The organism is Candidatus Acidiferrales bacterium, from assembly GCA_036514995.1.
Lineage (GTDB): Bacteria > Acidobacteriota > Terriglobia > Acidiferrales > DATBWB01 > DATBWB01.
In genome coordinates this window covers 1-19,822 of record DATBWB010000012.1, presented here as the reverse complement: position 1 = coordinate 19,822, position 19,822 = coordinate 1, and the positions used below count along the sequence as shown (strand labels likewise).

The following is a 19,822-nucleotide window of genomic DNA, read 5'->3' as shown; positions in this document are numbered from 1 at the left end:
TGTTGGTGCGGCACTAAGTTTTGTCCAGCGGCGCGCCGCACTCGCCGCAGAACTTGAAGTCTTCTGGCAACCCCTTGGCGCCGCATTTGGGACAGGTCCGCGTATAGGGTCCCCAGAGAAATTCGCTCGACCCACCGCTCGCAGCCTTCTGACGCAGTTCGCGGTACCTCGGCTTGCGCTTCTCGACAAAAGCCTTCATCCCCTCAAGGGGCTCGAGCGAAGCAAAATGGAGGGCGAGCCAGTCGCGGGCATGGCCGATGGTGGCGTGCCACGCGAAATCTTTCCAGAAATTCACCTGCGTTTTCGTGTAGCGGGTACATTCGGGAAATTTGTCGATGAGCTTTTGGGCCAGGGCATCCACCGCGCCATCAAGCTGGTCGTAGGGCACCACCTGATTCACCAATCCCCACTCGAGCGCCTTGCTGGCCGGGACCTCTTCGCACAGGAACAACATTTCCCTGGCGCGGCGGTCGCCGATCACGATGGGAAGCCACTGCGTCGCGCCGCCGGCGGCCACGCTGCCCACTCGCGTGCCGACCTGGCGGATGACCACGTGGTCGGCGGCAACGGCCAGATCGCAGGCAAGGTTGAACTCATTGCCGCCGCCTACGACCATGCCGTTCAACCGGGCGATCGTCGGTTTGCCTATGTTCCGCAGCGCGTCGTGGCATTCCTGGAAGAGGCTCATATACTTCCAGTAATCGCGCGGCTTGCGGGTGTAGAGATCAGCGTACTCCTTGACGTCGCCACCGGTGCAGAAGGCATCGCGGCCAGCCCCGGTGAGCACAACCACGGCGACCGTATCGTCCCAGGCGGCGTCGCGGAAGGCGGCATGCATCTCGGCCAGGCAGGGCGTGTTATAGGCGTTATACACTTCCGGGCGATTGATCGTCACCCGCGCCACCCATTCTTTCTTCTCATAAAGGATGAATTGAAAGTTCTCCGGCCGGGGCGCAGGAGCAGCTTTCGCCATCGTGCCTCCTCCTCGAGTAGATTCGCGTTAAGAAATCAGTTGCCGGCCACGTCCGAATCCGGACAAGACCGAATGCAGGCAAGCCTCAAGGGGCCCGCCTAAGAAGCCGGGGCCGGCAGAACGATGGTTCGGAGCGCACAGCCCTGCCGGAGCGCGTCAAAGCCATCGTTGATCCGCTCGAGCGGAATCCGCCCCGTAATGATCGGCGCAAGCTGCAATCGCCCGATCCGCACCAGCTCGATAATTTCGGGATAGTCCACCGGGCGACATCCCAGGCTGCCCACCATCTCGAGCTCGTAGAACATCAGTTTGGAGACGGCCAGCGTCACCTCTTCGGCGCTATAGCCGATCACGCAAACCCGCCCGCCGCGACGCACCGACTCATACGCCAGGCGAATGGTCTCCGGTTTGCCGATGGCCTCGATGGCGATGTCGCAGCCGCCGCCGGTGATTTTCTTCAACTCTTTGTCCACTCGTTCCACATCTTTGGGATTCACGGTCAAGGCCGCGCCCAGCTTCCCAGCCAGTTCGAGCTTCTTCGGATCGAGGTCCACGGCAATCACTCGCCCGCCGGCGGCCACCGCGCATTGCACCACGTTCATCCCTACCCCGCCGCAACCAAAAACAGCCACTACGCTGCCGGTGCGGACTTGCGCGCGATGCTTGACGGCATGATAGGGCGTGGAGACAGCGTCGGCGATGATGCTCGCATCGTCCAGCGGGATTTCATTCGGCACCGGAAAGCAGTCCTTGGCTGGCGCCACCACCCATTCGGCAAAACCCCCATCCACGTGGTTGCCGAGCATGCGCATCGCTTCGCAAATGTTCTCGCGGCCGCTCCGGCACAGGTGACATTGCCCGCAAGTCAGAACGGCTGGGATCAGGACGCGATCACCTTCGCGAAAATTTTTTACCCCGGCCGCCGCTCCGGCCACCGTGCCGCTGATTTCATGGCCGAGAACGAGAGGAGGCTTTTTGAAGGTAGGCACGCCGTGGTCGAGATAGTGGAGGTCGGTATGGCAGATACCGCAAGCGGCTACTCGCACGAGCAGCTCGCCCGGCCCGGGCACGGGTCGGGGCCAGTCTTCTATAGTGAGTTGCGGGCTGCCCCGGTATAGCGCGGCCAGCATCGGCATCAGCTCAAATATACAGACAACCCCCCACAGGGAGCAAATCCGCTGCCTCGCGGAACAATTTGGCAAATGCCTTCGGGGATCGCTCCTAGATCAAAAGAAGTCCTTATTATTCAATCGCTTGCCACAGGTTAGGAGAGCCCGCTTTACGGGGCGGGCTCGGCCAGGGGAGCGATACCATGCGCCATACCTCGCACGAATAGCTCCGGTTGGGCGAATCCTCGCACCGTAATCGTGGCTGATGGGGCTCGACCAGGGCGACCGGGCAGGCATGGGAGTCCCCCGGCCTAGCCCTCCCGGAAGGTTCATGGTTCGAGCGCGAGCGGGCTCACAGCGGGACGCCGCGGCAGCCGAGTCAACGCGAGGAAACGACCAGGAAAGCAGAGGAGGTTCAGGAAGCACAACAGAGAGAAAGATGGCCGAGCAGAGGCCGGGGCCACAGCAATATTGGGAGCACGTAACTGATTACTGACAGAAGCCAAGTTGGTCGGGAACTATTCGGCTCGATGCACTAAAATAGAGGGTGCCATCCCCTCCGCAGGGAGCTTTTCAATGGACTATTCCCGGAAACGGCGAAGCAACCGCATTCTTCTCGAAATCCCCATCTACATCCGCGTGCAGAAAGGCGGTGCGCTGGAGGAAGAAGAAGCGCAGACCCGCGTGATCAGCCGGTACGGCGCCATGGTCGTCTCCCGGCAGGATCTGATGATCGGCGACGAGTTCCAACTGGCCATGGTGGCCAGTGGCCAGGTCGCCCGGGCGCACGTCGTGTGGCGGAAGAAAAGTTGGCCATCGCGGGCCTGGCAAATGGGAGTCGAGATCATGGGACAAGATAATTTCTGGGGATTGCATTGGTCGCCTCCGCCGGGGCAGGGCGTGCCCGGCTCCGCCTGATCCATGTTCGGATCCATATTCGGATCCATGTTCGATGGCTCACCGTCCGCCATTTCCTTTTCCCGTCTCATACCCTCTTTCAACTCCGGGTAGCCGGGGCCAGGGGATTTGACTCGAGACCTTTGCTCCGGCAAGAATAAAAATCCGGCTTTCGCTCAAGATGGTGTCCCGAAGGTTCGGGATCGCCGCCCACCGGCGGCGCCATCCGGGAGAAATCTCGTAATGAGTCCACTGGAGATGAACGCACCAAGCGCGACTGGCCCGCTTGAACGTCGCTCGTTTCTGGGCAAGCTGGCCGGGCTGATGATGGGCGCCATGGCAGCGGTGGTGGCCTTTGCTGCCGGGCGCTACACGCTCCACCCGGCACTCGAGCAAGGTCCGGGCGGCAGGACGCCGTGGACGGATGCCGGCCTGCTCGAAGACATCCCGGACGGCCAGCCGGTGAAGCGGAGCGTCGTGATCTCTCAAATCGCCGGCTGGGGACAATTTAACGTGCAGCGGTTGATCTGGATCGTGCGCCGCGGAGAAAAGCTCGAGGTCTTCTCGGCCACGTGCCCGCATCTCGGCTGCACCGTGAACGCGGCGCCGAACGGGTTCCTCTGCCCGTGCCACGGAAGCGCCTGGAACGCAGAAGGCGATCGCATCGGCGGGCCAGCACGGCGTGGACTGGATGCGCTGGAATATGAGGTGCGCGAGGGAGTGGTCTATGTTCGCTATCAATACTTCAAACCCAGCATCGAGGAAAAGATTGCCGTTGCCTGAGGTGGAGACGTGGCGCCTAAGCTGAGGTCCGTCTCCGGCTGGTTCGAGGAGCGCACCGGGCTCGGCCGGTTGATCCGCGCTGTCTCGGACGAGCCCATCCCGGGCGGGCCGCGCTGGGCCTACGTCTTCGGCGGCGGTTTGCTTTTCCTTTTTCTGCTCCAGGCGGTGACCGGCGCTTTTCTGGTCATGTATTACGTCCCCAGCTCCGACCATGCTCACTCGAGCGTCGCTTACATCGAGAAGGCGGTTGCCGGCGGGAGTTTTCTTCGCGGCCTCCACTACTACGGCGCCAGCGCCATGATCCTTGTGCTGGCGCTCCACCTGGCGCAGACGCTTCTCTTTGGCGCCTATAAGGGCCGGCGCGAACTGAACTGGATTTCCGGATTGATTTTGCTGCCGCTCGTTCTCCTTTTGGGTTTCACCGGCTACCTGCTGCCGTGGGACCAGGAAGCCTATTTTGGAACGAAGGTCGGGGCCAACATCGCCGCCGAAGTTCCGGTAGTAGGCCCATGGCTCGCTCGGCTTCTGCTCGGCGGGAGGGAGCTGACGACGATCAGCCTTTCGCGTTTTTTTGTGCTTCATATCCTCTTCGTCCCCGGGCTGATCCTGATTTTCGTGGTGGCTCATCTGTTCTTGTTCCGCAAAGCCGGCCCGGCCGGCAGCTACCATGAACACGACCCGAAAACGGGGCGGTTCTATCCCAAGCAATTCTTCTATGACACCGCCTTTGTGTTTGCGCTGTTTGTTCTGCTTTCGGCGCTGGCCGTTGCCATGCCCGTCCCGCTCGGCCCGCTGGCCGACCCGACCAGCGACTACCTCGCTCGCCCGGCGTGGTATTTCTTGCCGCTCTTTGAATTGCTCAAATATTTTCCCGGAGAGCTCTCGCTGATTCCCTCGGTGATCCTTCCTGGAATCCTGTTCGCGGCGCTCATCCTGCTGCCATTCTTCGATCGAAAGAGCGAGCGCCATCCCTTGCGCCGCCCCGTTGCGACGATCCTGCTGGCGGGGACGCTGGCCCTTGCCGCCAGCCTCATTGCCCTGGCCAAGGTTGAAGACCGCCGGGACCCTTCCCTGCGCGCCAAGCTCGAGCAGCAGGCAAGAGACGCCAGGGCTTTCGCCCGCGCGCCTTTTGAACCCCAGCAGCTTGGCCGGACGGTTCCGATGGAAGCTCCGATGGCGATGAACCCGGTTGCGGCGGTGCCACGGTCGCTGCGCCTCTACTTTGCCAACTGCGCGAACTGCCACGGTGCCGATGCGCGCGGCGGTCCCTTGGGGCCAGCCCTGGCCGGCCTGGCGCGGCGCCGGGGGCGAAGCAAAGAATTCCTGGTGCGCTTCCTGGAAGGCCACGGGCGCTCGCCCCGATTGCATCGGGGCGAGCCTTCACCCAACTCGATGCCCGCGTTCGCTCAGTTGGCGGAAGAGGACCGCGTTTTGCTGGCTGAGTTTCTGCGCGCGCTCGACTCTCCCATTCCCGTGTCCGTCACCTCGGCCGGCGTGCCGACAGGTCGGGGCGGCCCGCCAATGGTCTTCCTGGTGACCTGCGCCATGTGCCACGGGCCCAACGCCGAGGGAAATATCGGCCCCACGCTGATCGGCATCACCCTGAAGCCGAACCGCACCGAAGCCGACATCGTGAAAATTTTGGAGGGGCCGCGCGCCTACGGCCTAAAAGAACCCATGCCGGAATCTTTCCCCAAGCTCACCGAGGAAGACCGCAGGCAGATTGCGGCGTGGCTGGCTAGCACAAGATAGCGGCTGATGGGGATCGGTATCGCTGGTTCAGGCTTTTTGGAGCACCCTCTAGTACGCCCAACGAAGCAGCACTCCCCCGGTCGTGTACCCGGCCCCGACGGCGATCAACAGAACCAGATCACCCTTCTTCAATCTGCCTTCCGCGAGAGCATCGCTCATGCCGAGAGGAATGGTGCCGGCGGTGGTATTGCCGTACTTCGTGATATTGATGACGACTTTCGAGTCGTCCACCCCGAGGCGGTCCATCATGGCGCGGATGATGCGCTCGTTGGCCTGGTGGGGAATCACAAGCTTGAGGTCGCTGGCCGTGAAGCCGTTGCGTTCGAGGAGCTGGGCGGAAACGTCAGCCATGCGGCGGACGGCGTATTTGAAGACCTGCTGCCCCTCCTGGTGGACACAGTGCATGCGCTTCTCCACCGTTTCCTGGGTGGCCGGATGGAGGCTTCCCCCGCCCGGCATGTAGAGAAAACATCCGCCGGAACCATCCACATCGTGCATGAAATCGAGGATCCCCTCGCGGTCATCGTTGGCTGGTTCGAGCAGCACGGCGCCCGCCCCGTCGCCGAAGAGCACGCAGGTGGCGCGGTCGGTGAAATCAAGGATAGAGGTCATGACGTCCGAGCCGATCACCAACACTTTCTTGTGGCTGCCGGCGCCCACAAATTGAGCGCCCACCGTCAAGGCATAGACAAAGCCGGCGCACGCGCCGGAAAGGTCGAATCCCCAGGCGTTCTTTGCCCCCAGCCGATCTTGCACCAGGCACGCGGTGGCCGGAAACATCATGTCCGGCGTCACCGAGGCCACGATGATCATTTCAATTTCTTCGGGGGGAGTGTTGGTCTGGGCCAGGAGTTTCCTGGCCGCTGCGGTAGCCAGGTGCGAAGCAGCGACGCCGTCGTCCACCATATGGCGCTCGCGGATTCCGGTGCGCTCGCGGATCCAGTCGTCCGAGGTCTCCACCATCTTTGCGAGGTCAGCGTTGGTGAGCAGGCGTGGCGGAACGTAGCTGGCGACGCCGGTAATCTTCGCCGGAATGCGCTTTGCCATCCGAGTCCTTTCCAGGCACCCAAGCTGATCGCAGCGAGAGATCGAGAACCGGAAATTCTACGGCCCGCACAACGTCAAAATCAAGCACCGGCGGTAAAAACGTGGCGCGGCGCAGCCGGGCTACCGGAGAAAAGTCTCCAGCGTATGCTCGTCCTCGACTTCGTCGGCCAGAAGCTGCGCGGCCAGTTGATAGGTGACGTGGTCGGTGTGCTGTACCTTTTCGCAAAGTTTGTTGTAGAAATCGATAGCCTGGCGCTCGGCGTCAATGCTCTGCTCGATGGCTTCGGCCACCTTGGTGGGATCCTTCGGCGGCGGTACGTACTTGGCGTAGGTCTGTTTTTCCCACTCCGAGGGTGTGGTCAACGGGACGCCGCCGAGTTGAATAATGCGCTCCATGAGCTGGGCGACGTGCCCGCTTTCTTCAGCAGCCGCCTTGGAAAAAAATTCGCCGGCTTCGTGGGAGCCGTGCCCGCTCAGCCATCGAGAAAGATAAAGATAGCGATAGGCGGCAAGTCCTTCCGCTGCCATAGCCTGGTTCAGCAGTCGAACGATCTCTTCGCGGTTCTTGACGATCTGTTGTCCGCGCAACATGAGTTCCTCCAGGAGAGGGAGTGTAACTTACCGCGCCAGAATAGCGCCGGCAGCCGGTTTGGTCAATGCCCGCCGGCCCTGCTTGTTCGCTCGGAATTCACGCCTCGGTCATCTCGAAATCAAAGCGAATGGGGGCGGTTTTCTTCAGCATGGCCGCGACCGAGCAATACTTGTTTTCGGAGAGCTCGATGGCGTCGCGCACCGCTTTTTCGTCCAGGCCGCGGCCGCGAACGCGGTAGTGGATTTCGAGTTTGGTCCACACGGTAGGCGGCGTGGCAGCTCGTTCGCCGCGCACGGCAACCTCCAGCCCGGCCAAAGGCTGCCGTTTCTTCTTCAAGATGGTGACCACGTCGGTCGCGGTGCAGGCCCCCAGAGCAACAAGCAGCATCTCCATGGGCCCGGGGGCCAGGTTCGTTTGGCGATTCGAATCGAAGGGCACGGCGTGGCCGCTCGGCGTCGTGGCCAGAAATCGGTCGTCCTCTACCCAGCGAACTCTCGCTTCTTGCATGGTTCCTCCAGGCCTGGGTCACCGTTTGGTGGTAGCCCGGGTGAATCCCGAACCTTCGGGACGCCCACCGGCGCTACCCGGCGCCAAACATTGACAATGCTTCGAAGAGCCGCCTAGACTGCTTCCGGTGGTCTTCCCAGGGAGCCAGGCGTGAGCGGAAACCTTCTACAGGTGGAATGTCCGGAATGCAAGCGTGTTTACACCATCTATCCCGGACCGGACCAAATGTTCGAACTGCTCATGAAGCGCGTCTATGCGGACGAATGCGACTTCTGCCGGAAGGAAGTCAACATGCGCGTCCTGACCACCGTCAAGCCGGGCTTCTCAGTCGGCAGCGCCGGCGAGTGAGAATAAATCCTCTCCACCAACGCCCGCTCCATTTCGGTCAGTGGATTTCTTCCTTGCCGGAGGGAGTCGCCGCCGGAACCTCCACGGCGGGCTCCGAACGAATACCTTGAGCGAACAGGCTCACCAGGTGGGCATCAAATTGGGAACCGGCGCAGCGTTCCAGTTCGGCCAGTCCTTCTTCCGGCGAGCGCGCCGGACGGTAGGTGCGGTCGGAGGTCATCGTATCGTAGGCGTCGGCAATCGCCAGGATGCGCGCGCCCAGTGGAATCTCCGTCCCGCGCAGGCCATCGGGATAGCCGCTGCCGTCCACAAATTCGTGGTGGTGCTTCACCATCCCCTGGATGCAGGTGATGCCCCGGAGCGGCTCCAGAATTTTCGCCCCAAGATAAGCGTGAGCCTTCATGACTTCCCACTCATCCGGGTCAAGCCGCGCCGGCTTGTGCAAGATGCGTTCGGGGATGCCCACCTTGCCGACGTCGTGAACGAACCCGGCGAGGCGAATCTCCTCCACTTCCTTCTCCGATAGCCCCAGCATCCGGCCCAGGCGGACCCCGTACTCCGCCACCTTCTGCGAATGGCCCTGGGTGTAATGGTCCTTGGCGTCAATGGCAAAGGCCAGCGACGTGACGGTGTCAATGACCGCCCCGGGCACGCCATGGGATCCGTTGTCGTCCGGCAGACCTTCCATGAATTTTTGGAGGCGCTGGTAGACTTCGTCGAAAGCCTCCGGGCCGGTAGCAAACAGGCGCTTGAGCGTCACCCCCAGGTAAGCCTCGACGACGTCCTTGTTCCAGCGATGAGCTGGACCGAAGCGGGGATGGTCGGTGCTGCTGACGGTATTGCCGCCTTGATGCTTGGCCACGTACATGCTCGCGTCGGCCACCTGGATCAATTCCTGCGGCGTGCTGCCGTGCATGGGGAAGGTCGCCAGGCCGAAGCTGGCGGTGATGTTTTTCTCGTGGAGCAGCGGGTCAGCGGCAATCCAGGCGCGCAGCTTGATGGCCAATCCCCGCGCCTGCTCGGCCGGACTCTCCGGCATCAAGATGACAAACTCGTCGCCGCCGTAACGGGCGACCACGTCCGAGCGGCGGCAATTCTGCTCCAGGATGCGGCCAATCCGTTGCAGGACGACGTCGCCCTCAAGGTGACCGTAGAAATCGTTGACGAATTTGAAGCGGTCGAGGTCCAGCAGCACGAGGGAAAAGCAGCGGGAAGTGCGGGTCGAACGCTTCCACTCCGATTGCAACGCCTCCATGAAGTAGCGATGGGTCTTGACCGCGGTGAGGCCGTCGGTGATCGCCTGTTCTTGCGCCTTCTGGAACATATAGGCGTTGTGCAGGGCGCCGGCAAGCTGATCGGCCAGTGTCTGGAAGAGGAGAATTTCTTCCGGGGAAAAGGCGCCCGGGTGCCGCCGCTCAATGTTGAGCACCCCGATGACCTGGTCGGCGTAGGCGATGGGTGAGGCGAGCGCCGAGCGCGCGTCAGGCAGCAGGGCGCGATTTTCTTCCGGTTTGATTTTCTCGGCGATGACCATTTTGCCGTCGCGAGCCGCCTCTCCCATCACGCCGGAACCAATCGGCACGCGGCGGCGAATCTCGCCACGATGGGTTCCCGCTTCCGCTTGCAGGGAAACTTCTTTGGCGTTGTAGTCGAGGATGCCGATGCCAATGTGGTCGTAGGACAGTCCGCTGCTCAGCTCCTGCATGATCTCCGCCAGCATGGCAGCGGGTTCGAGCGTGGTAATCGCCCGCCGGGAGATGTTGTTGAGCACCGCCAGGTGGCGCGACCTCTTCTGTTCCTCGGCAAAGAGGCGGGCGTTTTCGAGCGCGATGGCCGCCTCGCTGGCGAGAATCTTCAACACATCCAGGTGGCCCGGATCGAACTGGCGCTCCTGTTCGTGGTAGATGGCCATGGCGCCGATGGCCCGATTGTAGAGCACGAGGGGAACCCCGCAGAAGGACCGGAAGGAGCGGCCCGGCTCCTGGCCCATTTCGCCGAGGGTTTCGTCGAAGGGTTCGCGGATGAGGACCGGCTGCCGCGTCCGCAACATGTACTCGGTCAGATGATTGCCAGCCGCCCGGCTGCGCGAGGGTTGCACCACCCCGGCCACCGCCTCGAAGGCGAAATGGAGCATCTCCTGAGCAGCGTCGTAGAAAGCGATGTAGAAGTTGTCCACGGAAAAGAGCTTGCGAATCTCGGAATAGATGGTTTCCAGAAGCCTTGGGGTCGCCAGCGTGGAGCTTAAGACGCGGCCAATCTCCCGCATGGCATTCAATTCCTCGGTGCGGCGCGTGGTCTGCTGGAGGAGCCAACTGTTTTCCACGGCAATTCCCATCTGGTGACCGAGCGCCAGCAGCAGGCGCAACTCAGCTGGCGAAAAACAGCGGCTCTCGCCGGTGCCCAGCATCATCAGCCCAAAGACCTGTTCTTTCGCTTGCAGGCTGATCCCGACCACGTTGCGCAAGCCTTCCCGCTGCGCCGCCTGGACAAAGCGTCCAAATTCAGGCTCGCGCTCGAGCGCGCTCCAACTTTCATCCCGCGTCAGATCGCGAAAGACAATCAATCCCCCGAGGCGCGCCACCGTATCCACCAGATAGCCGTCGAGGCTGCCGGAACGCACCTCCCGGATGAAGCGCTCCGTCAGCCCAAGGAAAGCAGCCCGGCCGTGAAAGGGAGGCGTGTGCCGCAGCCAAAGGCAGCCCGCCTGCACGTGCACGACATTCAAGATGCGGTCGAGCGCTTGCCGCATCATGCTGTCCATTTCGCCGGCCGCGCCGAAGCTGCTGGTGGCCAGGTTCAAACTGGACAGCGCCAGCATGTTGCGCTCCACCCGGCGTTTCTCATCCTCATACTGCGTCATCACCATCAGCACGGCGATCAGTTGTTGCGGCAGGTTGGCGCTGAGCAACCGATAGGAAGGATCCACAATGAACGACGCCGACGCGGCTTGCGCCGCCAGCGCCAGCGCCCACAGCCCGAAGGCGCAAGCAAGCAAAGCCTCAGCGAAGGAATCGCGCCGCCGGCTTTCCCGCCAAAACAGCCAGGCGATGTAAAGGTTCACCGCTGCCGCGCCCACCTCCGGATTAAGCGGCAGGTGCCAGCTCACCGGCGCTGTCTGCAGGAACGACCAGGTGCCGAAGACCAGCCCAAAGATCAAGTAACCGAGCGGCCAGTTCCCCAGTCGGGCAAACATGCGCACCGACGCAAGCAGGAGCAAGACGGCCAGCCCCAGCAGCCACCGGCTCGCCGCCAGCGCCCAAAGGCGTTGCTCACCGGCGCTCTGGTAGAGGTAGGCGCCGCCGTAGTGCAACGCGAGCAGAAACCAACCCAGCGTCCACCAGAGAAGATACGGCTGTCGCTTGAGGCGATAGACGAGGAAGAAAAAACCGGAGACAGTGGTGGTCGCGGCCACCAGTACCAGTGCCGTCATCGCGTGTTCTGTCGCCACTGCGCCTTCGGTCCTTTAGTAAAACCCTCTCCCGAAGCTTCGCGATCCGGACGCCTCACCCGAGCGCAGACCTTCGGGATCGACTCGAGCTTTGTGGCTCACTTCTTCCGTCCCGGTCCAGAAAAATGCTGGGACAGGACGGAGCGGGACGCAGCCCGTGGCCGGGCTTTGCCAAACAGCTCCCTGGGGCAATCTCGTTCCCTTCAGGGAACGGTACACTCCCCTCCTAAACGTCCGCCCATAATAGTCTTGTGGCTTCGCCCAGGCAATGGTACCAGGGTACTTCTCGCCCCCCCGGAGCCACGGGGTCGCTTTTAGGAGCCCATTGGGCTATCATGCGGCGTTTCGGTTCATGGCTAAAGCCTCCCGCTGTGCGGGACAGGAGTTGATCCCTTGACCGTCCGCGTTCGATTTGCTCCCTCACCGACCGGCTACCTGCACGTGGGCGGCGCTCGCACTGCCCTTTTCAATTGGCTCTTTGCCAGGCACGAAAAGGGCGTTTTCGTGCTCCGCGTTGAAGACACTGACATGGACCGAAATCGTCCGGAACTTGTTGAAGGGATTCTAGATAGCCTGAAATGGTTGGGACTCGACTGGGACGAGGGTCCTTACTATCAGTCCGAACGACTATCGAGCTACCGCAGCTTGGCCCAACGGCTTCTCGACTCCGGCCACGCTTACTATTGCTACTGCACTCGGGACGAGATCGAGGCCAAAAGAAAGACAGCCGAAATGTCTGGCCGGCCGTGGAAATACGACCGCACGTGTCGAAGGCTAGGTTCCGAGCAACAGAAACAGCTCCAGTCCATGGGAAGAGAGCGGGCGGTCCGCTTCCGCGTGCCCGAGGAAGGGAAGACTTCGTTCGAAGACCTCGTTTATGGCCAGGTCGAGGTGGACCACAGCGAAATCGAAGATTTTGTTCTTCTGCGCTCGGATGGACTGCCCACCTACCACCTGGGTGTGGTGGCGGACGACCTTGCCATGAAGATCACTCACGTCATTCGGGGCGCCGACCACATCTCCAACACCCCCAAGCAGGCGCTGATGTACCGGGCGCTCGGCGAAGCGGCGCCGATCTTCGCCCACGTGCCGCTCATCCTCGGCCCTGATCGCACGCGGCTCAGCAAGCGCCACGGGGCTACTTCCCTCACGTCCTACAGGGAGGAAGGATTCCTTCCGGAAGCGTTTTGCAATTTTCTGGCGTTGCTGGGCTGGTCGCCTGGCGACAATACCGAAATGCTTTCGACCGATGAGTTGATCCGGCGCTTTTCTCTCTCGGCCGTCAGCCGCACCAACGCCGTCTTCAACCGGGAAAAGCTGGAGTGGTTCAACTCACAATACTTGCAGCAGATGCCCATCGAGCGCGTCGCCCGGGCGGTCGAGAAAGAGCTGCGCGCGTGCAGTCTCTGGCAGGGGGAATTTTTCGGCCCGCGCCGGGCATGGTTTGAAAAAACGGTGGACCTGCTTCGCCCGCGCACCCGCAGCCTGAAAGATTTCTCCGCCTGGGGCCGCGCCTTTTGGACGGACGATTTCTCTTATGACCAGGCAGCCGTGGACAAATTCTTGAAGGATCCCAAACTTCCCGGCCTGATGAAGGCTCTGACCGACGGGCTCGCGGCGCTCGCCGACTTCCGGCACGACACCGCCGAAGCCGTTTTGCGCGGGCTCGCCGAACGCGAAGGGGTCAAGGCCGCGCTTCTGATCAACGCCGCCCGCGTCGGCCTGACCGGCCGCGCGGTTGCCCCGCCGCTCTTTGAAACGATGGTCACCCTCGGCAAGGAGCGCGTTGTCGCCCGCCTCGAAAAACTGGTCCAATTCCTCGCCAGTCGGACTTAGTTCGTCGCTCAGGTTGCATAAAACACGACCGGCGGCTCGGTTCCCGAACGACGGAAAGCGGGCCGCCGGCGAGACGATTTTCGGTTTTCGAGTTTCGAACGCCCGGGCCGGAACTAATCCCTCGCCGGACCTTCCAGGAAGGCACGGAGCTTGCGGGAGCGGGAGGGGTGACGCAGTTTGCGGAGCGCCTTGGCTTCGATCTGGCGGATGCGTTCGCGGGTGACGGCAAAGGACTGGCCGACTTCTTCGAGGGTATGCTCGCTGCCGTCGTCAAGCCCGAAGCGCATCTTGATCACTTTTTCTTCACGCGGCGTCAGGGTCTTCAACACGGAAGAAGTCTGTTCTTTCAGGTTGAGGTTGATGACGGCATCCGAGGGCGAGACCACCGCCTTGTCCTCGATGAAATCGCCGAGATGCGAATCCTCTTCCTCGCCGATGGGCGTTTCGAGCGAAATCGGCTCCTGGGCGATCTTCAAAATCTTCCGCACCTTCGCCACCGGAATATCCATCCGCTTGGCGATCTCTTCCGATGTCGGCTCGCGGCCGAGTTCCTGCACCAGTTGCCGGCTGGTGCGGATGAGCTTGTTGATCGTCTCGATCATGTGCACCGGGATGCGGATGGTGCGCGCCTGATCGGCAATGGCGCGGGTGATGGCCTGGCGGATCCACCAGGTGGCGTACGTCGAAAACTTGTAGCCCCGCCGCCACTCGAATTTGTCCACCGCCTTCATCAAGCCGATATTCCCTTCCTGAATCAGGTCGAGGAATTGCAATCCGCGGTTGGTGTATTTCTTGGCGATGGAAACCACCAGGCGGAGGTTCGCCTCGATCAATTCTTTCTTGGCCTGCTCGGCTTCGGCATCGCCGCGGGCGATCACCTGAATGGTCCGGCGCAGCTCGATGGCGCTGGTTTGCGCCAGCCCTTCCAGATCGTTCAATTCCTTGCGGCGCGCGCGGAGTTCCCGGCGAGCCTCGGCCTGAACCTCGGCCTTCGATTGCTCCACCCGCCGCTCGAGTTTGTGGATTTCGCGCTCGAGCTGTTGCGCCCGCTCCACCGTCTGCCGGATGCGGTCAATCAACCGTTTCCGCTCAAACGGGCTCCACTCCATCGCCCGGATGTTCCGGCTGATTTCGACCCTCACCCGGGCCAGACGACGGCGGGCCCGCCGCCACTCGCGCGGCCTCTTGCTCTTGGGCACTTCAGCAAACTTTTCGGCGAGTTGCTGGCTCCTCTTGTAGAGGTTTCCGATCGCTTCAATCTGCTCGATCGTCTGTTCGGTTTTCTCCTCCACCCTTTCTTCGGTCAGCTCGTCGTCGTCAAACTGCACGATTTCTTTGACCGACTTCGAGCCTTCACGGAGCGACACGGCGAGGGAAAGAATCTCGTTGATGACGATCGGCGAGCGCGACATGGCTTTCAGAACGCGCACCTGGCCGCGCTCGATGCGCTTGGCGATTACCACTTCACCCTCGCGGGTGAGCAGCGGCACGGTGCCCATCTCGCGCAGGTACATCCGCACCGGATCGTTGGTTTTTTCGAGCGCCCCCGGAGTCAGGTCGAGCTCCACTTCTTCGGCGGGCTCTTCCGGCTTTTCTGTCTCGAGCTCGGCCTTTTCTTCCCGACCGGTCGAGACCAGCTTGGGCACTTCTTCCAACACCTCAATGCCGTGGCTGTCAAAAGTGGAAAGCAGGTCGTCAATGTCCTCGGAAGAATGGATCTCCTGCGGCAGGAGATCGTTGACCTCGTCGTAGAGCAGGTAGCCCCGCTCCTTGCCCATGATGATCAACTGCCTGACAGAATCGTATTTTTCCTCAATGCCCACGATCTATGAACTCCCGCTGGGGTGCATGCGAACTGAAACGAGGGGCACGCAACTGCTTGCCTGGGAAGGTCTTGTACGTAACTTCACGCCTGCCCCGATAGAATCGGGGCCTGCTTGGCAGGTTGGAGCGCCCGTCACAGTTATTGGATGCCGTGACGCTGCGGACGGTTTCCCCAAAACCCATCAAAAATAAGCCTATTCGGCGGCGGCTGTCAACCGTTTTCTCAACTGCTGCTTGCGCTCGAGCAACTCTCGCACCCGGACCGAATCTTTCCGCCGGCTCGCCTCTTCAATTTGGCGCTGCATCTCGCCCAGTTCGAGCTCGGCCTGACGATGCTCCAGCGCTTCGAGGCAGCTCGCCACCTCCGGCCACGTCGCTGGCGCAGAAGGTTCAAACACAATCTCGAAGAGCCTTCGCCGGTCAACCTCGGGAAGGGTCTCAGCCACCGCCGTAGGATCCAGGGATTTTCCCGCACGCACCGCGCCAATCAGCCCCTCCAAAACAGCTTCGGTCTCCGTTCCGCGATGGACGCCCCGTTTGGCCAGTTCTTCAGCCAGTTGGCCACGGTGTTCTTCGCTTTCGATGAGGATATGCACCAGCCGGCGCTCGGCCAGCTTGACCCCGCCCGGTAGAAATTCCTTCCTGGGCTGAATATTTGTCCGGCGGTCAGCGGCCGATTTCCTGAGCTCCTGCCGCAAGATCGGTTCGTCAATTTGCAATTCGTGGGCCACGCGGCTGGCCCATTCCGAGCGCAGGATGCGGTCGGGAATCCGAGCGATGTAAGGGAGCACGAAGTTCAGCGCGGCGAGCTTCCGCTCCGCCCCGCCGGAGGCAGCGGAAAGACCGCTACCGCCAGCCGCCGACCGGGCGCGCCCGACGACGTAGTCGAGATAAGGCGGTGCCTGGGCCACCTTCTGCCGGTAGGCCTCGGCACCCTGCTTGCGAATGAAAAGGTCCGGGTCTTGCCCGGAGGGCAGGACCAGCACCCGCACGTCAAAGCCTTGCTCGAGCAGCAGGCTGAGCGAACGCTCCGTGGCCGCGACGCCGGCCGAATCGGGATCAAAGCTCACGACCGCGTGACGGCTGAAGCGGTAAAGCATTTTGGCCTGCGTCTCGGTCAGGCTGGTGCCGCAGGAAGCGACCACGTTGGCTACCCCGGCGGTTGCCACCGCGATTGTATCCATATAGCCTTCGACCAGGACGGCGAAATCGCTCTGCCGGATGGCGTTCTTGGCGCGGTGGAGGTTGTAAAGCACCCGGCTCTTGGAATAAATCGGCGTCTCGGGCGAATTCAGATACTTCGGCATTTCATCGCCCATGGCCCGGCCGCCAAACGCAATCACTTTGCCTGACTCATTGGCAATCGGGAATATCACCCGGCGGCGAAACCGGTCGTAAAGCCGTCCCGCCTCGTCCCGGATGACCAACCCCGAGGCCTCGAGCAAGTTGTCGGCAAACTTGGCCCGGAGCGCCCGCAGCAGCGCATCGCCTCCGGCCGGCGCATAGCCTATGCCGAACTCCTGGATGGTCGCGGCAGCGAGTCCCCGGTCTTCGAGATAAGCCCTCACCACCGCACCTTCGCCCGTCCCGCCGTGGCCGGGCTCCGGCGCGTTCAGATTTTCTTGAAAGAACTCCGCCGCCAGCCGGTGCATCTCCATAAGCGCCGCCTTCTGCCGCGTGGCCTGCTCTTGTTCGGCGCTCGGCGGTCGCTGCCTGGGAATCGGGATGCCGCACTTCTCGGCAACGATGCGTACGGCCTCCGGAAAGGCGCACTTTTCCATGTCCATCACAAAATTGAAGACATCGCCGCCAACGCCGCAGCCGAAACAGTGGAAAATCTGCCGCACCGGATGCACGGCAAACGACGGCGTCTTTTCCGAGTGGAACGGGCAAAGACCCATGAAGTTTTGTCCGGCCTTCTTCAGGCGCACGTAGTCGCCCACAATGCGGACAATGTCCGCTTGGGACTTGACGCGATCGGCAAATGAACCGGCTTCAGCCATAGAGAACGAAACTCGAAAATCGAAATTCGAAACTCGCGCTGCGCTACGACGTATCTTTCGGCTTCTGAAGCGCTCGCGTCGAGCGAATATAGCCGTTCAGGACCTGAATGGCTCGCTGCGCCAGTGCATCCATCTCGCGCCAATCTTGTTGGCTCAGATAACCGGCGTCCAATGCAGTCGTGAGGTGGTCGCGCACTTCAAAAGCAGAACCACTGGCCAGGCGACAAAACGGCATGTTTTCCTGGTAGGAAAATCTACCGAACCCCTCGGCAATGTTAGCAGTTACAGAAAGAGCGGCACGGCGGACCTGTGACGTGAGGACGTGTTTCTCATCCGAGGGGGATTTTCTTGTTACCTCATAGACTTTCTTTCGCAGTTCTCGCGCCAGCTTCCACGCATTCAGATCAGTAAAATCTTTCAGCGGCTTCCGCTGATCGGAAGCGAGTTTCGAATTTCGAATTTCGAGTTTCGTTGTGCCCATTACTCGCTGCTCCGCAATTCTACTACGGTGACCGCATCCCCACCGCGGTCCATTTCCTCCGCATAGAACTTCTCCACCAGCGGATGCGTGGCAAGGAACTCGGCCAAGCCGCGGCGGAGGGCGCCGGTGCCGTGGCCGTGGATGAGGCGCACGCGCGGCTTGCCGGCAAGCGCGGCAGAATCAAGGACCTTGTCCACTTTTTCCCGTGCCTCTTCCACCGTGAAGCCAATCAAGTTGATTTCGTTCGGGACTTCTTGGGCGACGGCATGGACAGCCGTGCGCACAGGCTTGGGTGAAACGGGCTTAAGCGAAACGCCCTGTATGTCGCCGACCGGAACTTTCATGTGCAGGCGGCCCAGCTCGACTTCGGCCTTGCGGCCATCGAAAGAGCGCAAGCGAGCAAGTTGCGTCACTCCTTTGAGCCGCAGCATCACTCCCGGCTTCAGATTCTCGAACGAGACCGGCTCGAGGACTTCTTCCGACGCTTCGCGGGGAAGCGGGCCGCCCGCTCGAACGATCTCCTGTTGCGTTTCGGCCAAAGCCGCCACCGCGGTGGCGTCGAATTCCTCCCTCGCATCACCGCGAATGCCGGCCACCCGCCGCCCCACTGCCTTTTCCAGTTTCGCCAGAATCTTTTTGTCCTTCACGTCGGCGACAAGCTGCCTCAGTTCGGCTTCGTAGCGTTTCACGATTTCCTGCACCTGCTTCTCGAGCTCCGCCAGGCGTTTTCGCTGGCGCTCGACCCATTCGGTTGAAAGCTTTTGCCGCTCTTCTTGCAGTTCGGCCAGTTCTGCCTGGGCCTTTCGTTTGAGCGCTTCGACTTCGTCCCGGCTGGCGTGGAGGTAGCGGATCAGCTCCGCCGCTTCGCGCTCCGGCGCCTCGATCTGGCTACGGGCTTTCGCGATAATTTCTTCAGGAACGCCGAGCCGGGCGGCAATGTCAATCCCGCTCGAAGTTCCCGGCACGCCCATGAGCAAGCGATAGGTGGGGCGGAGGTTTACCTCGTCGAATTCGACGGCGGCGTTGACCACTCCCGGCGTTGCCGCCGCATAGGCCTTGAGCCGCTGATGGTGCGTGGTCGCAATGGTCATGGAGCCGCGCCCGCGGAAATGTTCGAGCAGCGCTACCGCCAGCGCCGAGCCTTCCGCCGGGTCGGTCCCCGTCCCAATCTCATCAATCAGCACCAGCGATTGCTCCGTCGCCGCCCCGGCCATCTGCCGGAGGTTCCCCATGTGAGCCGAAAAGGTGGAAAGGCTTGCCTGGATGGATTGCTCGTCGCCGATGTCGGCCAGCACATGGTCGAAGAGCGGCACCTCCGCGTCGCTTGCCGGCACGGGAATTCCGGCGCGAGCCATCAGCGCCACCAGGCCTACCGTCTTGAGCGCGACGGTTTTGCCGCCGGTGTTGGGCCCGCTGATGGCCATGATGTGGTTCTCGCGGTCGAGCCGGAGCGTGATCGGAACGGGCTGCGCGCTGTTTGCCCGCAGAGTTTCTTCGAGCAGCGGGTGGCGCACCTCGTGCAGCCGGAGATGCTTCTCGGAATTGAAGCGCGGAATGCAGCAATCAAATTCCCGGGCAAAGCGGCCGCGGGCGAACCCCAGATCCACTTCCGCCACAATGCTCGCCGCCCGCTCAAGCGCCGCGTGAACGGCCCGCAGTCGCCCGGTCAGTCCTTCGAGGATGCGATGGATCTCGGCCGCTTCCTGCTCGGCAAGCTGCACCAGCCTGTTGTTCAGCTCGACGGTCGCGAGCGGCTCGACATAAAGCGTCCGACCGGTGGCGCTGGCGGCGTGGATGACACCAGGGATTTTTCGCCGCGCGCTCGACCGCACCGGAATGACAAAACGATCATTGCGAACGGTAATGAACTCGTCCTGCAACTCGCTCCCGGCGGCGCGGAGGATTGCCTTGAGCGTTTTTTCGATTTTTTCGCGCGTGGCCGCCATGCTCGCGCGGAGGCGCTTCAATTCCGGCGAGGCATCGTCGGAGATTTCTCCGTTCGGAAGGATCGCCCGGCGGATGGCGCTGCGCTCGGAAAGAAAATCGGCCAGGCGGCGGGAATACTCCGCCAGCCGGGGCGCTGACTTTGCCGCCTCGCGAAAAGTCTGGCGAAGATCATCGGCCGCCTCAAGCAGGGTCACCGCGTCGAGCAACTCGTCTGCCTCGAGCACCACCCCGACCGCAGCCACCTTGGCCAGCCACTTCTCCGGGTCGGCCAGGCC

General features: G+C 61.9%; 15 protein-coding genes. 5 read left to right on the top strand and 10 right to left on the bottom strand.

The window, feature by feature from the left end; all coding sequences use genetic code 11:
• Positions 1 to 13: 13 nt before the first annotated feature.
• Positions 14 to 973 (bottom strand): enoyl-CoA hydratase-related protein, encoded by a 960-nt coding sequence (locus VIH17_00720; GenBank protein HEY4681755.1) that lies wholly within the window; start codon positions 971 to 973, stop codon positions 14 to 16.
• Positions 974 to 1,071: 98 nt separating this feature from the next.
• The gene (locus VIH17_00715; protein ID HEY4681754.1) at positions 1,072 to 2,103 is read right to left on the bottom strand and encodes a zinc-binding dehydrogenase; all 1,032 of its coding nucleotides are present in this window, start codon (positions 2,101 to 2,103) and stop codon (positions 1,072 to 1,074) included.
• A 555-nt stretch (positions 2,104 to 2,658) separates the two neighbouring features.
• On the opposite strand from VIH17_00715, the gene VIH17_00710 reads away from it, so the two are divergent.
• From VIH17_00710 to VIH17_00700, 3 genes are all read left to right on the top strand, one after another.
• On the top strand, positions 2,659 to 3,000 hold the full coding sequence (locus VIH17_00710) for a PilZ domain-containing protein (protein HEY4681753.1): 342 nt from the start codon (positions 2,659 to 2,661) through the stop codon (positions 2,998 to 3,000).
• A 237-nt stretch (positions 3,001 to 3,237) separates the two neighbouring features.
• The gene (locus VIH17_00705; GenBank protein HEY4681752.1) at positions 3,238 to 3,762 is read left to right on the top strand and encodes a Rieske 2Fe-2S domain-containing protein; all 525 of its coding nucleotides are present in this window, start codon (positions 3,238 to 3,240) and stop codon (positions 3,760 to 3,762) included.
• Between the two features lie 9 nt (positions 3,763 to 3,771).
• On the top strand, positions 3,772 to 5,514 hold the full coding sequence (locus VIH17_00700; GenBank protein HEY4681751.1) for a cytochrome b N-terminal domain-containing protein: 1,743 nt from the start codon (positions 3,772 to 3,774) through the stop codon (positions 5,512 to 5,514).
• A 48-nt stretch (positions 5,515 to 5,562) separates the two neighbouring features.
• On the opposite strand, the gene VIH17_00695 is transcribed toward VIH17_00700, so the two are convergent.
• From VIH17_00695 to VIH17_00685, 3 genes are all read right to left on the bottom strand, one after another.
• A complete protein-coding gene (locus tag VIH17_00695) occupies positions 5,563 to 6,561 on the bottom strand; it encodes a beta-ketoacyl-ACP synthase III (GenBank protein ID HEY4681750.1) in 999 nt (332 codons plus the stop codon).
• A 120-nt stretch (positions 6,562 to 6,681) separates the two neighbouring features.
• Complete coding sequence (locus VIH17_00690) at positions 6,682 to 7,152, bottom strand: ferritin-like domain-containing protein (GenBank protein ID HEY4681749.1); 471 nt, start codon at positions 7,150 to 7,152, stop codon at positions 6,682 to 6,684.
• A gap of 97 nt (positions 7,153 to 7,249) precedes the next feature.
• Positions 7,250 to 7,660: an OsmC family protein gene (locus VIH17_00685; GenBank protein ID HEY4681748.1), complete on the bottom strand. Its 411-nt coding sequence runs from the start codon at positions 7,658 to 7,660 to the stop codon at positions 7,250 to 7,252.
• Between the two features lie 150 nt (positions 7,661 to 7,810).
• Between VIH17_00685 and VIH17_00680 the strand changes: the two genes are divergently transcribed.
• Positions 7,811 to 8,008 (top strand): hypothetical protein, encoded by a 198-nt coding sequence (locus tag VIH17_00680; protein ID HEY4681747.1) that lies wholly within the window; start codon positions 7,811 to 7,813, stop codon positions 8,006 to 8,008.
• 37 nt (positions 8,009 to 8,045) lie between these two features.
• Here VIH17_00680 and VIH17_00675 read toward each other — a convergent pair whose 3' ends face one another.
• On the bottom strand, positions 8,046 to 11,438 hold the full coding sequence (locus VIH17_00675) for a diguanylate cyclase (GenBank protein ID HEY4681746.1): 3,393 nt from the start codon (positions 11,436 to 11,438) through the stop codon (positions 8,046 to 8,048).
• 411 nt (positions 11,439 to 11,849) lie between these two features.
• On the opposite strand from VIH17_00675, the gene gltX reads away from it, so the two are divergent.
• Positions 11,850 to 13,292, top strand: coding sequence for a glutamate--tRNA ligase (gene gltX / locus VIH17_00670; protein HEY4681745.1), 1,443 nt, complete (start codon positions 11,850 to 11,852; stop codon positions 13,290 to 13,292).
• Positions 13,293 to 13,405: 113 nt separating this feature from the next.
• Here gltX and rpoD read toward each other — a convergent pair whose 3' ends face one another.
• The 4 genes from rpoD to VIH17_00650 form a co-directional block, all read right to left on the bottom strand.
• Entirely contained in the window at positions 13,406 to 15,115 is a 1,710-nt protein-coding gene (gene rpoD / locus VIH17_00665; protein HEY4681744.1) for an RNA polymerase sigma factor RpoD, read from the bottom strand.
• A 195-nt stretch (positions 15,116 to 15,310) separates the two neighbouring features.
• On the bottom strand, positions 15,311 to 17,119 hold the full coding sequence (gene dnaG / locus VIH17_00660; protein HEY4681743.1) for a DNA primase: 1,809 nt from the start codon (positions 17,117 to 17,119) through the stop codon (positions 15,311 to 15,313).
• A 43-nt stretch (positions 17,120 to 17,162) separates the two neighbouring features.
• Positions 17,163 to 17,600 (bottom strand): four helix bundle protein, encoded by a 438-nt coding sequence (locus VIH17_00655; GenBank protein ID HEY4681742.1) that lies wholly within the window; start codon positions 17,598 to 17,600, stop codon positions 17,163 to 17,165.
• On the bottom strand, positions 17,600 to 19,822 hold a 2,223-nt coding region (locus VIH17_00650; GenBank protein HEY4681741.1), incomplete at its 5' end, for an endonuclease MutS2. The genes VIH17_00650 and VIH17_00655, both read right to left, overlap by 1 nt.

Bases quoted from the DNA above. Each gene is read 5' to 3' on its own strand.
- VIH17_00690 (HEY4681749.1), bottom strand. From the start codon at position 7,152: ATGTTGCGCGGACAACAGATCGTCAAGAACCGCGAAGAGATCGTTCGA.
- VIH17_00695 (HEY4681750.1), bottom strand. From the start codon at position 6,561: ATGGCAAAGCGCATTCCGGCGAAGATTACCGGCGTCGCCAGCTACGTT.
- VIH17_00720 (HEY4681755.1), bottom strand. From the start codon at position 973: ATGGCGAAAGCTGCTCCTGCGCCCCGGCCGGAGAACTTTCAATTCATC.
- VIH17_00705 (HEY4681752.1), top strand. From the start codon at position 3,238: ATGAACGCACCAAGCGCGACTGGCCCGCTTGAACGTCGCTCGTTTCTG.
- dnaG (HEY4681743.1), bottom strand. From the start codon at position 17,119: ATGGCTGAAGCCGGTTCATTTGCCGATCGCGTCAAGTCCCAAGCGGAC.
- VIH17_00655 (HEY4681742.1), bottom strand. From the start codon at position 17,600: ATGGGCACAACGAAACTCGAAATTCGAAATTCGAAACTCGCTTCCGAT.
- VIH17_00685 (HEY4681748.1), bottom strand. From the start codon at position 7,660: ATGCAAGAAGCGAGAGTTCGCTGGGTAGAGGACGACCGATTTCTGGCC.
- VIH17_00675 (HEY4681746.1), bottom strand. From the start codon at position 11,438: ATGACGGCACTGGTACTGGTGGCCGCGACCACCACTGTCTCCGGTTTT.
- VIH17_00710 (HEY4681753.1), top strand. From the start codon at position 2,659: ATGGACTATTCCCGGAAACGGCGAAGCAACCGCATTCTTCTCGAAATC.
- VIH17_00715 (HEY4681754.1), bottom strand. From the start codon at position 2,103: ATGCTGGCCGCGCTATACCGGGGCAGCCCGCAACTCACTATAGAAGAC.